This is a genomic window from Pseudomonas sp. RC10-4-2 (assembly GCF_050433085.1).
GTDB lineage: Bacteria > Pseudomonadota > Gammaproteobacteria > Pseudomonadales > Pseudomonadaceae > Pseudomonas > Pseudomonas aeruginosa.
This window is the reverse complement of record NZ_JBNPXX010000002.1, coordinates 1638772-1652729: the sequence shown is the minus strand read 5'-3', so window position 1 is coordinate 1652729 and position 13958 is coordinate 1638772. Positions and strand designations below refer to the sequence as shown.

Genomic DNA, 13958 nt, shown 5'->3' with positions numbered 1-13958 from the left:
GAGTCCGCCGACGCCCCTCTGGGGGTGAGCTACGACCTGCGCGCCGAACTGGTACCCGAGGACGTCGAATGGCGTCCCGCACCGCTGCCTCGGCCACGTATCGATGGTCCGCAGATCGCGACGGTAGTCGGCCCGGCAGGGGAAGAGATCCATTGCGACGAGTGGGGACGGGTGAAAGTCCAGTTCCCCTGGGATCGCGAGGGACGTCACGATGAATTCAGTACCTGCTGGATACGGGTCGCGCAGAACTGGGCAGGTGCCGATTGGGGGCACATGGCGATCCCGCGGATTGGCCAGGAGGTGATCGTCGATTACCTGGACGGCGACTGCGACCAGCCGATCGTCACCGGGCGTACCTACCGGGCGACCAACCGGCCGCCCTACGCGCTGCCCGACCACAAGATCCTCAGCACCATCAAGAGCAAGGAGTACAAGGGCAGTCGGGCCAACGAGCTGCGCATCGACGACACCACGGCGCAGATCAGTGCGGCGCTGATGAGCGACCACGGTGCCAGCGCGCTGCACCTGGGCTACCTGACCCATCCTCGGCCCGAAGGCGGCAAGCCGCGCGGCGAGGGCTTCGAACTGCGCACCGACGAACATGGCGCGGTGCGTGCGGCCAAGGGGCTGCTGCTGAGCACCGAGGAGCAGCTCAGGGCCGGCGCCGGCCATCTCGACCGAGGCGTCGTGGTGCAGGTGCTGGAGGCGGCGCTGGAGCTGGCCCGCGAGCTGGGCGACTACGCCGGGGAGCACCAGGGCGTGGGGCACGACGCGGCGCCGCAGCAAACCCTCCAGGAAGCCGTGCGCGACCTCGGCCACGGTGCCAACGACGAGTCCGGCAAGAGCAACGGAGGCAAGCCGGCGATCGCCTTGAGCGGTCCGGCAGGGATCGCCGCGGCGACGCCGGCGAGCCTGACCCTGGCCGCCGGCGAGCACGTCGACAGCGTGGCCCGGCAGAACCAGCAGGTGACCGCCGGGCAGAAGGTGGTGATCAACGCCGGCAGCGACATCGGCCTGTTCGCCCAGGGCGGCGAGCTGCGCCAGATCACCCACCAGGGGCCGATGCTGCTGCAGGCGCAGAAGAACGACATCCGCCTGGAAGCCGAGCAGAGCGTGGAGGTCAGCGCCAGCCAGCAGCACGTGCTGGTCACCGCGAAGGAGCACATCACCCTGATGTGCGGCGGCGCCTACCTGACCCTCAAGGGCGGCAACATCGAGCTGGGCATGCCCGGCAACTTCGTGGTCAAGGCGGCGAAGCACAGTCATGTCGGTCCCGCTCATGCATCGACCAGCTTCAACGCCTGGGATTCGACACCGTTCGATGACCGGTATGTCCTGCGCGACGAAGCCACGCTGGAGCCGTTACCCAATATCGCCGTTGAAGTGATACGAGGCGATGGTGGTGTGGTGAAACTGATGACCGACAGCCAGGGCCGTTTACCCAAGCAACAACACCTGGCCATGGACCCGGTGCAGATACGCATCCTGGGCAAGGGCAGTCACAACAGCGACACGGAGTCCAACACATGAGCAGCGAACCGCTCGAGCCGAATCAGGATGTGATCATCCCTCGCTCTCGCGACAGTCTGGGACGGCCTGTCTACAAGGCGCAGTTGACCCGTACCGACAACCAGAGCGAAAAGGTGGCACTGGTTCGGCAGACCGCTCCCCTGCCGGTGATCTTCATTCCGGGGATCATGGGAACCAACCTGCGCAACAAGGCAGATAAAAGCGAGGTCTGGAGGCCGCCGAATGGTCTGTGGCCTCTGGGAGACTTCGCTGCCTCGTTTGGTGCGTTGTGGACTTGGGCCTGGAGGGGCCCAAAGGTCCGTCAAAAACTTCTGAGAGCCGAGAGAGTGGAAGTCGATGACCAAGGCACGATCGATGTCGGCCAGTCTGGCCTGGATGAAGACGCTGCCCGCCTACGCGGCTGGGGCAAGGTCATGCGCAGTGCGTACAACCCCGTCATGGGATTAATGGAGAGGCGACTGGATAACATCGTCAGCCGTAGGGAACTCCAGGCATGGTGGAATGACGAAGCCCTCTCTCCTCCCGCAGATCAGGGTGAGGAGCAGGGAAAGGTTGGGCCGATCGATGAAGAGGAATTGCTCAAGGCCAGCCGATACCAGTTCGACGTCTGGTGCGCCGGTTATAACTGGCTACAGTCCAATCGGCAGTCGGCGCTGGATGTACGCGACTACATCGAGAACACGGTGTGGCCCTTCTACCAGAAGGAGTATGATCTCGATCCCGAGCAAATGAGTCGTATGAAAGTCATTCTGGTCACCCACTCGATGGGAGGGCTGGTGGCGCGTGCCTTGACGCAGTTGCACGGCTATGAGCGCGTATTGGGGGTGGTGCATGGCGTGCAACCTGCGACGGGTTCCTCGACCATCTACCATCATATGCGTTGTGGCTATGAAGGTATCGCACAGGTCGTGCTGGGACGAAATGCCGGTGAAGTGACAGCCGTTGTCGCCAACTCGGCCGGCGCGCTGGAGTTGGCCCCTAGCGCCGAATACCGGGAAGGACGTCCCTGGCTGTTTCTGTGCGACGCGCAAGGCCAGGTACTCAAGGATATTGATGGAAAGCCTCGGGCTTATCCGCAGAACCAGGATCCTTATGAAGAGATATACAAGAGCTCTACGTGGTATGGATTGGTGCCTGAACAAAATGCACAATATCTAGACTTATCAAACACTGAAAATAAAAAGAAAAATCCCAGGGTAATTTTTGAGAAGAAAATTGATGCTATTGCTGACTTTCATAATGAATTGGCTACGGCGGGCTACCACGTCGAAACCTATGTTCATTACGGTGCTGACGATAGCCGCCATAGTTGGCGTGATTTGATCTGGAAAGGTGACCCGACCCCTCTGGAAACCCCTGGCGCCACACTCAACGACGATGAGAACGGCACTTACAACAGTTGGTTCCACCGGGGCTTGCCCACCATAGTGCAGGGTCCGCTGGAGGCGGGAAATCCACTGGACGCTTCCGGCAGCGGAGGTGACGAAACGGTACCGACCGACTCCGGCCAGGCGCCTGCCCTGGCAGGTGTCAAGGCCAGCTTTCGGCATGGCAGCAAGGGCAAGGGACAGGCCAATACCAAACGGGGCTATGAGCACCAGGAGAGTTACAACGATGCTCGTGCCCAATGGGCAGCGCTATATGGTGTGATCAAAATCACCCAGTTGGCGGATTGGCATCCTAATGACAAAGGAGGGACATGATGCATCCCCGTCGGTTGTTTGCTGTACTTGGGTTGGTGGTCTTGACCAGCATGACCAGTTGTACTTCGTTTTCTTCTTCTCGGAGCCCTTCCATGGACAAGACCGGATGGATCACTCATTGCTTTGGTCGCTTTCTGATTGATCTGCCGCCTGACGCGGTAATTAACGCCGGATACTATCTATGGGGCGACAACATCCAACGGCTAGATGGCACACCTGCTGAGCTAGCAGCCAGGATTGCCCATCGCGAGCAAGAGTTACGGAATGGCATTCATAAAAAAACAAAGGAGAGCATGTTTGTTCGGAGGGCGGAAGACAAGGCTGGAGCCATTAGCCTGTGGTCTTGGGATTCGAATGCTAGTTTGCTTTCTTATAGGGTTGACTCATATTTTGTGGCTCATCCCAAGGGAGAGGTTTTTCTATACTCAGGAGAAGTTACTCACGACAAAGAGAAGGAAGGGGAGGAAGCTATCAATGATATATCCCGAAGCCTTCGCTCTCGCGAGCCCAAAGAAGCTCCAACTGAGCCGGGCTTTTGCATTGATCATGCCTATATTGCAGGGGAGAGTTTTCAAGATGAAGAGTTTGGCGTAGGTGTTACCTTTCCCAATCACCCTGGTGCGCGCTTTGAATTCCGCTCCTCCACGGGATCTGAGCTAAACAGCCTTCTTGAGCGAGTCGACGGCTTCGTGCAGAACATGCTCGCTACGGTTGCTGGAGTCGAGAGATTGAGAAAGGGGAAGCACCCTGTGGGGAGCCTTCCGGGAGAGGAGTACTTGGTTGCGGGAAGCAACAAGGGACAGCGCGCCTACACATTCATGTGGGAGGTACAAGGCAAGGAGGAATCGCTAACCGAGCCCAATCTTACTGCGGGACTGGCGGTACTGGAACGCAGCAATGAAAACGGTAAACCACCGCCCCCTGCCTTCAAATCGGACAAAGAGGCTTTGGAATTGTGGGACGCCATTGTCGATTCGATCCGCGTGCGCCCGACGTCTTCATCGCCGCGTGGCGGAAATGCCGGTCCTTCCCCTGCTCCGAAACCCGCTACGCCTGGCGGCCAAACGCTGGGTGATCACTATGTCTACGAGGAATTCCTCTCCAGCCTGAAGCCAAAAGACAGCTGGCTGGACGACCTATAGGAGCAACCCGCGATGGACATCATTCGCCTTGGCGACACCACCAGCCATGGAGGCACGGTGATTGAGGCGTTCGGCCAGACCGACCTCAACGGCAAGCCGATGGCCGGTGTAGGCCACCAAGTGGTTTGCCCCTTGTGCAAGGGAACCTTCCCCATTACCGAAGGTAGCGCCCTGCTGGATGTGAATGGGGTCCCGGTCGCGCTACATGGGATGAAAACAGCTTGTGGTGCCAGCCTGATTGCCAGTGGCCCGTTGGGCGCTGCCGAAAGCTGAAAAAGGGGGACGTTCGATATGCCGAACGACTTCGGCGACCTCCTTCGTGCCTCTCCTGTAGAACGCTCAGGAAAACTCCGCCGGCTTCTTGCCCAGCATGACCTGCCCCGAGCCTTGGCACCTTGGCCGGTCTGCCGTTGTGCACTCCAGCAAGCGCTGGCGGCATTCTCTTTGCTCGTTGAGCGTCTCCATTGCCGCCAGGATCTACTGGCGCTCAGATAGCCGGTTGCTCTCGCGCACGTCGCTGCTTGTAGTCGCCAATGCAAGCAGGCGTTCCGCAAAGACCCATGGCTGATCCCGGGCGACAGGGTTCAAGGCCTTGCTGCACCGGGCTTGCGCTCACTGAGGTAGGGGTCGCTGAAAACTCCCAGCGGCTAGAGCACGTCGGCTATCCGACCAATGTCGTACACCGCCGGGCGTCCCGGGGGTAGCCGGCGCCAGTTCTATGGATACAGTGGAAGCAGCTCTGGAAAGCCTGTAGTAGACCGATTGGTCAACTACAAAAAATTACTTTGTATACAAAAAATCGATTGAATCGAGCACACAACGGGGATATAAAACACCCCACCGCATCGCCCTGAAGCCTGGGGTGGATGTTCGGCCAGAAATACCCGGCCGCCGGAACCTGCCTTTTCCGGTGTCCGCCTGCGACTGACAACAATAAAAACGCCTGAGGTGTTGCATGTCCGTGGTAACTGATCGCCGCATCCCCGACTCGCCCGTAGACCAGCGCCTGCCTCTGACGCAGCTGCTGCTGGTGGGCTTCCAGCATGTGCTGCTGATGTACGGTGGCGCCGTCGCCGTGCCTCTGATCGTCGGCCAGGCGGCCGGCCTCTCGCGCGAGGAAATCGCCTTCCTGATCAACGCCGACCTGCTGGTCGCCGGCATCGCCACCCTGGTCCAGTCGCTGGGCATCGGCCCGATGGGCATCCGCATGCCGGTGATGATGGGCGCCAGCTTCGCCGCCGTCGGCAGCATGGTGGCGATGGCCGGGATGCCCGGCGTGGGCATCACCGGGATCTTCGGCGCGACCATCGCCGCCGGCTTCTTCGGCATGCTCATCGCCCCCTTCATGTCGCGCATCGTGCGTTTCTTCCCGCCGCTGGTGACCGGCACGGTGATCACCTCGATCGGCATGTGCCTGTTCCCGGTGGCGATCAACTGGGCCGGCGGCGGCAAGGGCGCGGAAGACTTCGGCTCCCTGCACTTCCTGTTCCTCTCCAGCCTGGTGCTCTGCACCATCCTCCTGATCAACCGCTTCATGCGCGGTTTCTGGGTCAACATCTCGGTGCTGATGGGCATGGGCCTGGGCTACGCGATCGCCGGCGGCATGGGCATGGTCGACCTCGGCGGTCTGGCCGAGCGCCCCTGGTTCGACATCGTCACCCCGCTGCACTTCGGCGCGCCGACCTTCGACCTGGCGCCGATCCTGTCGATGTGCCTGGTGGTAGTGATCATCTTCGTCGAGTCCACCGGCATGTTCCTCGCCCTGGGCAAGATCACCGGCCGCGAGATCACCCCGACCGAACTGCGCCGCGGCCTGCTCTGCGACGCCGGCGCCTCGTTCTTCGCCGGCTTCCTGAACACCTTCACCCATTCCTCGTTCGCCCAGAACATCGGCCTGGTGCAGATGACCGGGGTGCGCAGCCGCTACGTCACGGTGGCCGCCGCCGGTTTCCTGATCCTCCTCAGCATGCTGCCCAAGGCCGCCTTCCTGGTCGCCTCGATCCCGCCGGCGGTACTCGGCGGCGCCGGCATCGCCATGTTCGGCATGGTCGCCGCCAGCGGCATCCAGATCCTCCACGAGGCCAACATCACCGACCGCCGCAACCAGTTGCTGGTGGCGGTAAGCATCGGCATGGGCATGGTGCCGGTGGTGCGCCCGGACTTCTTCGCCCGCCTGCCGGTCTGGATGGAGCCGATCACCCATAGCGGCATCGCCATGACCGCGATCTGGGCGGTGGTGCTAAACCTGCTGTTCAACATCCTCAGCCGCAACGACCGCAGCCACTTGTGCGGCAGCCACGCGCCGGCGCCCAAGCACTCCTGACTCCCTGGCGGACCGGCGACACTCCCGGTCCGCCCTTCCCTCGGGCCGGACTTCGTCCGGCTTCTTTTTTTCCGCTCGCGGTCCGCACCACTCAGTCCCGCCGAAGGAAAGGCCCCGCCTTGCGCTCCAGCAGATGCAGCAATTCCGCCTGCATGTAGGCGTAGTCGTCCGGGATATCCAGGCAGACCAGGCGCTTGCCTTTCATTGCCGCGGCGTGCCGGCGCAGCAGCGCCTGCCGGTGGCGGCGCTCCATGACGACGACCAGCGTCGCCCACTCCAGTTGCTCCCGCTCCAGGGGCGTCTCGGCGTCCGCCGCCAGCCCGGCGGAATCGGTCTCGACGCCCGGCCAGTTGGCGAACAGCCGTTCGGCGCTGGGACTACGCAGGCGGTTGCGGCTGCAGATGAACAGGACCCGGTGCATGGGAGGCTTTCCTTTGCTGGCGCGGCAGGTAGCATGACTTCTTCGCCGCGTTTCGGCGTTGCGCCGCGTCGCTTTTCCCGGGACGGGGCAGCGAGCGGTGCGTGCCGGAACACGGTCACCCGGGTGGCATGGGGGAGGAAGCGGCGGATGGCGCCGTTGGTGCCATCGTCCCAGGAGGATACCGTCAGCCGCCGGTCATGCTCATGAAACGCAGCACCTGGACCTGCTCCTGGGCGTCGAAGTGATGCCGCTCCGGCTTCAGGTTCAGCGCCGCCACCAGTGCCGCGCTCAGGCGCTCGCGGTCGCCGGGATGGCTGCGCAGCAGTTCGCGCAGGTCGAGCGCCCCCTCGTGGCCGAGGCAGAGCACCAGCTTGCCCTCGGCGGTGACGCGCACGCGGTTGCAGTCGCCGCAGAAATTATTGCTGTGAGGTGAGATGAAGCCGATCCGGCTGGGCTCGTCGCCGATCTGGTAATACCGCGACGGCCCGCCGCTGCGCGCCAGGCTCGGGGTCAGCGGCCAGCGGCGCTCGATGATCGCGCGGACTTCGTCGCTGGTGCAGAGGGTCAGTTCGCGACGGTGGCTGGTGATGCTGCCCAGCGGCATTTCCTCGATGAAACTGATGTCCAACTGGTTGGCCAGGGCGTACTCGACCAGGTCGAGGATCTCGTCGTCGTTGCGGCCCTTCTGTACCACGCAGTTCAGCTTGATCCGCTCGAAACCGGCTTCGCGCGCCGCCTGGATGCCGTCCAGCACCTGCTCCAGGCGATCGCTACGGGTGAAGGCGGCGAAGCGTTCGCGCTGCAGCGAGTCGAGGCTGACGTTGAGGCGGCGGACGCCGGCGGCCTTCAGCTCGGCGGCGCGCTCGCGCAGTTGCGAACCGTTGGTGGTGATCGCCAGGTCTTCCAGTTCCGCACGCTGCCCCAGGCGTGCCAGCAGGCCGGTGATGCCCTTGCGCACCAGCGGCTCGCCGCCGGTGATACGAATGCGCCGCACGCCGAGGCCGATGAAGGCGTCGGCCACCGCGTAAAGTTCCTCCAGGCTGAGGACCTGGTCGCGGGGAAGGAACTGCATGTCTTCGCTCATGCAGTAGGTGCAGCGGAAGTCGCAGCGATCCGTCACCGACAGGCGCAGGTAGGTGATGCGACGGCCGAAGGGATCGACCAGACGGGAATCGGACATAGTGACTCGTTCTGTTCCGGGGGCTCGCCCGGCGCTCGGTGGGTGAGTGCGAGCGGGCGACTCGATACCCCTAACGAATACTCCAAATACCGGAAAATGTATAGGGCAAATGAACCGGCGGGTCAGGATTTCCCGGGCCTCCGCCTCGCTCGCACCTTGCTTGAGGGGCGCTCCGGGCGGGTGCTACCATCCTCGGCTTCCTGCCGCCGTTGCAGCAATGAAGAACAAGGACTGATGACCAGCATCCGCGAGCGCAACAAGCGCCTGATCCTCCGCGCCGCCAGCGAGGAATTCGCCGACAAGGGCTTCGCGGCGACCAAGACCAGCGACATCGCCGCCCGCGCCGGCCTGCCCAAGCCCAACGTCTACTACTACTTCCAGTCCAAGGAAAACCTCTATCGCTGCGTGCTGGAAAGCATCGTCGAGCCGCTGCTGCAAGCGTCGGCACCGTTCCGCGTGGAAGACGACCCGCTGCTCGCCCTGCCCGCCTACATCCGCTCGAAGATCCGCATCTCCCGCGAGCTGCCGCATGCCTCCAAGGTCTTCGCCAGCGAGATCATGCACGGCGCGCCGCACCTGCCGAAGGAATACCTCGACGAACTGAACGCCCAGGCCCAGCGCAACGTCACCTGCCTGCAGACCTGGATCGACCGTGGCCAGCTCGCCCCGGTGGACCCGCATCACCTGCTCTTCGCCATCTGGGCGGCGACCCAGACCTATGCCGACTTCGATTGGCAGATTTCCATCGTCACCGGCAAGGAACAGCTCAGCGACGCCGACTACGACGCTGCGGTGGAAACCATCACCCGCCTGGTCCTGAAAGGCTGCACGCCCGACGGGCAATCCGGCAAGAGCGCCGGCCGGCTTCGGCCGCTGCCGCTCTGACCCGCCCCAGCGCCGGCTTCGCACCGAGCGGCGTGACGCGGTATTCGACCCGCGGCGGCAGCTCCGCATACACCTCGCCTGGACGCTATCGGCGGAGTTGCTCGAGCGCGGTATCCGGGTCAACGCCCTGAGCCCGGGGCCGACCCGGACGCCAGCGCTGGACAAAGCCGCTACCGATGTCGAGGCCACCCAGGCGCTGAGGGAGAAGATTGGCCGGGACGCCTGGGGGAGCCGCTGGAGATCGCCAGTGCCGCGCTATTCCTGGCCTCGAACGAGCCCCGCTGCAGGTATGGCACGGAGAGCCTGGTGGATGGCGGCGTACGCCACCTGAAGAAGGGAGCGAAGGCCCGGTCCTGGTGAGCAGGCCGCAAGCTCAACCGGCGTCGGGCACCAGCCCGACCGCCAGCACGCCCTGGATCGCGCATTGCTCGTCGATATCCGAGGTATCGCCGCTGATACCGACCGCGCCGACCACCTCTGCCTTGTCGTTGCGAATCAACACCCCGCCCGGCGCCGGAACCAGATTGCCATGGGCCAGGGTGTTCACCGCGGAAATGAACGAAGGCCGCTGCTGTGCATCCGCCGCCAGCAGCCGCGACGACTTGCCCAGGGCCACGGCGCCCCAGGCCTTGCCGATGGCGATCTGCGGTCGCAGCATGCTGGCGCCGTCCTCGCGCTGCAGCGCCACCAGGTGGCCGCCAGCATCGAGCACCGCGATGGTCAGGGGCGCGGTGGACAGCTCGCGCCCCACCGCCAGCGCCTGGCGGGTAATGCCCAGCGCGGTTTCCAGACTGATGGTGGTCATGGTCGTTCCTCTCGAGTTGTTAAGGCTAGAAATCGGGAAACCACCCGCTATGCGGGCGCGTTCGAAAATTTGTACCCAATCTAGTAGCCGACCGGCCCTACGAAAGCAACATTCCAGAACAATATGAACATAATTTTGTATACATTTTTTCAAACGCTGGTTTTATAAGCCAGCTAACAAAAATTGTAATTCATTGTTTTTATTATGTAAAAATTGATTTCAGCGACTTTTTCCAGCGTATACAACCCATCTTGACCTTGCGCTCCCCCTCTGCCTAGAATCGTTCCAACTTTTGTACACAATTAGTATAAGAACGAGGAACAAAACGATGGCCAGAATGAGAGCAATCGAAGCCGCCGTACTGGTGATGCGCCGCGAAGGCGTGGATACCGCGTTCGGCGTCCCCGGTGCCGCGATCAACCCCATGTACGCCGCGCTGAAGAAGATCGGCGGCATCGACCATGTCCTGGCCCGTCACGTCGAAGGCGCCTCGCACATGGCCGAGGGCTACACCCGTACCAAGGCCGGCAACATCGGCGTCTGCATCGGCACCTCCGGCCCTGCCGGCACCGACATGATCACCGGCCTCTACTCCGCCTCCGCCGACTCCATCCCGATTCTCTGCATTACCGGCCAGGCACCGCGCGCCCGCCTGCACAAGGAAGACTTCCAGGCGGTCGACATCTCCAGCATCGCCGCGCCGGTGGCCAAGTGGGCGACCACCGTGCTGGAACCGGCCCAGGTCCCCTATGTATTCCAGAAGGCCTTCCAGCTGATGCGCAGCGACCGGCCCGGCCCGGTACTGATCGACCTGCCGTTCGACGTACAGATGGCCGAGATCGAGTTCGACATCGACGCCTACGAGCCCCTCCCGGTGAGCAAGCCGAAGGCCACCCGGGTCCAGGCCGAGAAGGTCCTGGCCATGCTCGACGAAGCCGAGCGCCCGCTGCTGGTGGCCGGCGGCGGCATCTTCAACGCCGACGCCGCCGAGCGCTTCCGCGAATTCGCCGAGCTGACCGGCATCCCGGTGATCCCGACCCTGATGGGCTGGGGCGTAATCCCCGACGACCACCCGCAGATGGCCGGCATGGTCGGCCTGCAGACCTCGCACCGCTACGGCAACGCCACCCTGCTGGAATCCGACCTGGTGCTCGGCATCGGCAACCGCTGGGCCAACCGCCACACCGGCAGCGTCGAGGTCTATACCGAAGGTCGCCGCTTCATCCATGTCGACATCGAACCGACCCAGATCGGCCGGGTGTTCATGCCCGACCTGGGCATCGTCTCCGACGCCGGCGCCGCCCTCGACGCATTCCTCGAAGTGGCCCGCGAATGGAAGGCCGCCGGCAAGCTGAAGTCGCGCGCCGCCTGGCTGGAAAGCTGCCAGCAGCGCAAACGCACGCTGCAGCGCAAGACCCACTTCGACAACGTGCCGGTGAAACCGCAGCGCGTCTACGAAGAGATGAACGAGTTCTTCGGCAAGGATGCCTGCTACGTCAGCACCATCGGCCTGTCGCAGATCGCCGGCGCACAGTTCCTCCATGTCTACCAGCCGCGCCACTGGATCAACTGCGGCCAGGCCGGCCCGCTGGGCTGGACCATTCCCGCCGCGCTGGGGGTGGTCAAGGCCGACCCGAGCCGCCAGGTGGTGGCGCTCTCCGGCGACTACGACTTCCAGTTCATGATCGAGGAACTGGCGGTCGGCGCGCAGTTCAAGCTGCCCTATATCCACGTACTGGTGAACAACTCCTACCTGGGCCTGATCCGCCAGGCGCAGCGCGGCTTCGACATGGACTATTGCGTGCAGCTGGCCTTCGACAACATCAACGCCCCCGAGCTGGAAGGCTACGGCGTCGACCACGTCGCGGTGGTCGAGGGCCTGGGCTGCAAGGCGATCCGGGTGTTCGACCCGAACGAGATCGGCGCCGCCCTGGCCAAGGCCCGCGAACTGATGCAACAGCACCAGGTGCCGGTGGTGGTCGAGGTGATCCTGGAGCGCGTCACCAACATCTCCATGGGTACCGAGATCAACGCCATCAACGAGTTCGAGGAACTGGCCGAGAAAGGCGCCGACGCGCCGACCGCCATCTCGCTGCTCGACTGATCGCCGGCCTTTCCCGGAGGCGCGGACGGTGCGTGCGGCACCCCGCCCCCGGCGAAAGGCCTCCCGAACGTTTGACCGAACGATAGGAGCAAGACATGCCCCGTTTCTGCGCCAACCTGTCCATGCTGTTCACCGAGGTGGATTTCCTCGAACGCTTCGACGCCGCCGCCAAGGCTGGCTTCGCCGGCGTCGAGTACCTCTTCCCCTATGACGTCGAGGCCGAGGCGATCAAGGCCCGCCTGGAAGCCAACGGCCTGGAGCAGGTGCTGTTCAACCTGCCGGCCGGCGACTGGGCCAAGGGCGAGCGCGGCATCGCCTGCCACCCGGATCGGGTCCAGGAGTTCCGCGAGGGGGTCGACAAGGCCATCGCCTACGCCAGGGTGCTGGGCAACCGCCAGGTGAACTGCCTCGCCGGGATCCGGCCGCAGGGGCACGACTGCGCCAGCGTCGAGAAGACCTTCGTCGACAACCTGCGCTACGCCGCCGACAAGCTGGAAGCCGCAGGCATCCGCCTGGTCATGGAGATGATCAACACCCTCGACATCCCCGGCTTCTACCTGCAGAACACCCGCCAGGCCCTGGAGATCCGCGACAAGGTCGGCAGCGCCAACCTGTTCCTGCAATACGACATCTATCACATGCAGATCATGGAAGGCGACCTGGCCCGCACCCTGGAAAACCAGTTGGCGGCGATCAACCACGTGCAACTCGCCGACAACCCCGGCCGCCACGAACCGGGCACCGGCGAGATCAACTACCGCTTCCTCTTCGAGCACCTGGACCGCATCGGCTACCAGGGCTGGATCGGCTGCGAGTACAAGCCGGCCACCACCACCGAAGCCGGCCTCGGCTGGATGAAGACGCACAACGTCGTCTGATCCGCACCCACGAACAAGACGCTCCCGCCTCCCTGCGCGGAGCCACTCGACAGACAGAACCAGGAGACACTCTCATGGCCAAGATCGGATTCATCGGCACCGGAATCATGGGCAAGCCCATGGCGCAGAACCTGCAGAAGGCCGGCCACAGCCTGTTCCTTTCCACCCACCACGACGCCGCTCCGGCCGACCTGCTGGAGGCCGGCGCCATTGCCCTGGCCAACCCGAAGGAAGTGGCCCAGGAAGCCGAGTTCATCATCGTCATGGTGCCGGACACCCCGCAGGTCGAGGATGTGCTGTTCCGCAAGGACGGTATCGCCGAGGGCGTCGGCCCGAACAAGGTGGTGATCGACATGAGTTCGATCTCCCCCACCGCCACCAAGGGCTTCGCCGAGAAGATCAAGGCTACCGGCGCGCAGTACCTGGACGCCCCGGTCTCCGGCGGCGAGGTCGGCGCCAAGGCGGCGACCCTGAGCATCATGGTCGGCGGCTGCCCGAACACCTTCGAACGCGCCCTGCCGCTGTTCCAGGCGATGGGCAAGAACATCACCCGCGTCGGCGGCAACGGCGACGGCCAGACCGCCAAGGTGGCCAACCAGATCATCGTCGCGCTGAACATCCAGGCGGTCGCCGAGGCCCTGCTGTTCGCCGCCCGCAACGGCGCCGATCCGGCCAAGGTGCGCGAGGCGCTGATGGGTGGCTTCGCCTCCTCGCGGATCCTCGAGGTACACGGCGAACGCATGGTCAAGGGCACCTTCGACCCGGGCTTCCGCATCAGCCTGCACCAGAAGGACCTAAACCTGGCCCTGGCCGGCGCCCGCGAGCTGAACCTGAACCTGCCCAACACCGCCAACGCCCAGCAGGTGTTCAGCACCTGCGCGGCCATCGGCGGCAGTAACTGGGACCACTCGGCGCTGATCAAGGGCCTGGAGCACATGGCCAACTTCTCGATCCGCGACGAGTGATCCGCAGTCCGCGCGGGCCGTC

13 protein-coding genes are annotated in these 13958 nt (G+C 63.6%); 10 read left to right on the top strand and 3 right to left on the bottom strand.

Features of this window, described 5'->3' with window-relative positions:
- The 5 genes from FHW81_RS15790 to FHW81_RS15770 form a co-directional block, all read left to right on the top strand.
- On the top strand, positions 1-1530 hold a 1530-nt coding region (locus tag FHW81_RS15790; RefSeq protein WP_429479379.1), incomplete at its 5' end, for a DUF2345 domain-containing protein.
- A complete protein-coding gene (locus FHW81_RS15785; protein WP_023090691.1) occupies positions 1527-3233 on the top strand; it encodes an esterase/lipase family protein in 1707 nt (568 codons plus the stop codon). The genes FHW81_RS15790 and FHW81_RS15785, both read left to right, overlap by 4 nt.
- Entirely contained in the window at positions 3230-4375 is a 1146-nt protein-coding gene (locus tag FHW81_RS15780) for a T6SS immunity protein Tli4 family protein (RefSeq protein WP_031633157.1), read from the top strand. The genes FHW81_RS15785 and FHW81_RS15780 overlap by 4 nt, the downstream gene beginning before the upstream one ends.
- Positions 4376-4387: 12 nt before the next feature.
- A complete protein-coding gene (locus FHW81_RS15775) occupies positions 4388-4648 on the top strand; it encodes a PAAR domain-containing protein (protein ID WP_003105819.1) in 261 nt (86 codons plus the stop codon).
- 682 nt (positions 4649-5330) lie between these two features.
- Positions 5331-6698, top strand: a complete 1368-nt coding sequence (locus FHW81_RS15770; protein ID WP_003083208.1) for a nucleobase:cation symporter-2 family protein — start codon at positions 5331-5333, stop codon at positions 6696-6698.
- Positions 6699-6789: 91 nt separating this feature from the next.
- Here the strand turns inward: FHW81_RS15770 and FHW81_RS15765 are convergent, their stop codons facing one another.
- Both FHW81_RS15765 and moaA read right to left on the bottom strand, forming a co-directional pair.
- A complete protein-coding gene (locus FHW81_RS15765; RefSeq protein ID WP_003145009.1) occupies positions 6790-7119 on the bottom strand; it encodes a low molecular weight protein tyrosine phosphatase family protein in 330 nt (109 codons plus the stop codon).
- A 184-nt stretch (positions 7120-7303) separates the two neighbouring features.
- On the bottom strand, positions 7304-8299 hold the full coding sequence (gene moaA / locus FHW81_RS15760) for a GTP 3',8-cyclase MoaA (protein WP_003083204.1): 996 nt from the start codon (positions 8297-8299) through the stop codon (positions 7304-7306).
- A gap of 234 nt (positions 8300-8533) precedes the next feature.
- Between moaA and FHW81_RS15755 the strand changes: the two genes are divergently transcribed.
- Positions 8534-9184, top strand: coding sequence for a TetR/AcrR family transcriptional regulator (locus FHW81_RS15755; RefSeq protein ID WP_003087183.1), 651 nt, complete (start codon positions 8534-8536; stop codon positions 9182-9184).
- Between the two features lie 67 nt (positions 9185-9251).
- Positions 9252-9515 (top strand): SDR family oxidoreductase, encoded by a 264-nt coding sequence (locus tag FHW81_RS15750; protein WP_225041249.1) that lies wholly within the window; start codon positions 9252-9254, stop codon positions 9513-9515.
- Between the two features lie 42 nt (positions 9516-9557).
- Here the strand turns inward: FHW81_RS15750 and FHW81_RS15745 are convergent, their stop codons facing one another.
- A complete protein-coding gene (locus FHW81_RS15745; protein ID WP_003083199.1) occupies positions 9558-9989 on the bottom strand; it encodes a GlcG/HbpS family heme-binding protein in 432 nt (143 codons plus the stop codon).
- A 328-nt stretch (positions 9990-10317) separates the two neighbouring features.
- Between FHW81_RS15745 and gcl the strand changes: the two genes are divergently transcribed.
- From gcl to FHW81_RS15730, 3 genes are all read left to right on the top strand, one after another.
- Positions 10318-12093 (top strand): glyoxylate carboligase, encoded by a 1776-nt coding sequence (gcl, locus tag FHW81_RS15740; protein WP_003087182.1) that lies wholly within the window; start codon positions 10318-10320, stop codon positions 12091-12093.
- Positions 12094-12188: 95 nt separating this feature from the next.
- Positions 12189-12971, top strand: coding sequence for a hydroxypyruvate isomerase (hyi, locus tag FHW81_RS15735; protein WP_003087181.1), 783 nt, complete (start codon positions 12189-12191; stop codon positions 12969-12971).
- 74 nt (positions 12972-13045) lie between these two features.
- On the top strand, positions 13046-13936 hold the full coding sequence (locus tag FHW81_RS15730) for a 2-hydroxy-3-oxopropionate reductase (RefSeq protein ID WP_003087180.1): 891 nt from the start codon (positions 13046-13048) through the stop codon (positions 13934-13936).
- Positions 13937-13958: the final 22 nt, after the last annotated feature.

Bases quoted from the DNA above. Each gene is read 5' to 3' on its own strand.
- hyi (WP_003087181.1), top strand. From the start codon at position 12,189: ATGCCCCGTTTCTGCGCCAACCTGTCCATGCTGTTCACCGAGGTGGAT.
- moaA (WP_003083204.1), bottom strand. From the start codon at position 8,299: ATGTCCGATTCCCGTCTGGTCGATCCCTTCGGCCGTCGCATCACCTAC.
- FHW81_RS15775 (WP_003105819.1), top strand. From the start codon at position 4,388: ATGGACATCATTCGCCTTGGCGACACCACCAGCCATGGAGGCACGGTG.
- FHW81_RS15755 (WP_003087183.1), top strand. From the start codon at position 8,534: ATGACCAGCATCCGCGAGCGCAACAAGCGCCTGATCCTCCGCGCCGCC.
- FHW81_RS15785 (WP_023090691.1), top strand. From the start codon at position 1,527: ATGAGCAGCGAACCGCTCGAGCCGAATCAGGATGTGATCATCCCTCGC.
- gcl (WP_003087182.1), top strand. From the start codon at position 10,318: ATGGCCAGAATGAGAGCAATCGAAGCCGCCGTACTGGTGATGCGCCGC.
- FHW81_RS15770 (WP_003083208.1), top strand. From the start codon at position 5,331: ATGTCCGTGGTAACTGATCGCCGCATCCCCGACTCGCCCGTAGACCAG.
- FHW81_RS15780 (WP_031633157.1), top strand. From the start codon at position 3,230: ATGATGCATCCCCGTCGGTTGTTTGCTGTACTTGGGTTGGTGGTCTTG.
- FHW81_RS15765 (WP_003145009.1), bottom strand. From the start codon at position 7,119: ATGCACCGGGTCCTGTTCATCTGCAGCCGCAACCGCCTGCGTAGTCCC.
- FHW81_RS15745 (WP_003083199.1), bottom strand. From the start codon at position 9,989: ATGACCACCATCAGTCTGGAAACCGCGCTGGGCATTACCCGCCAGGCG.
- FHW81_RS15730 (WP_003087180.1), top strand. From the start codon at position 13,046: ATGGCCAAGATCGGATTCATCGGCACCGGAATCATGGGCAAGCCCATG.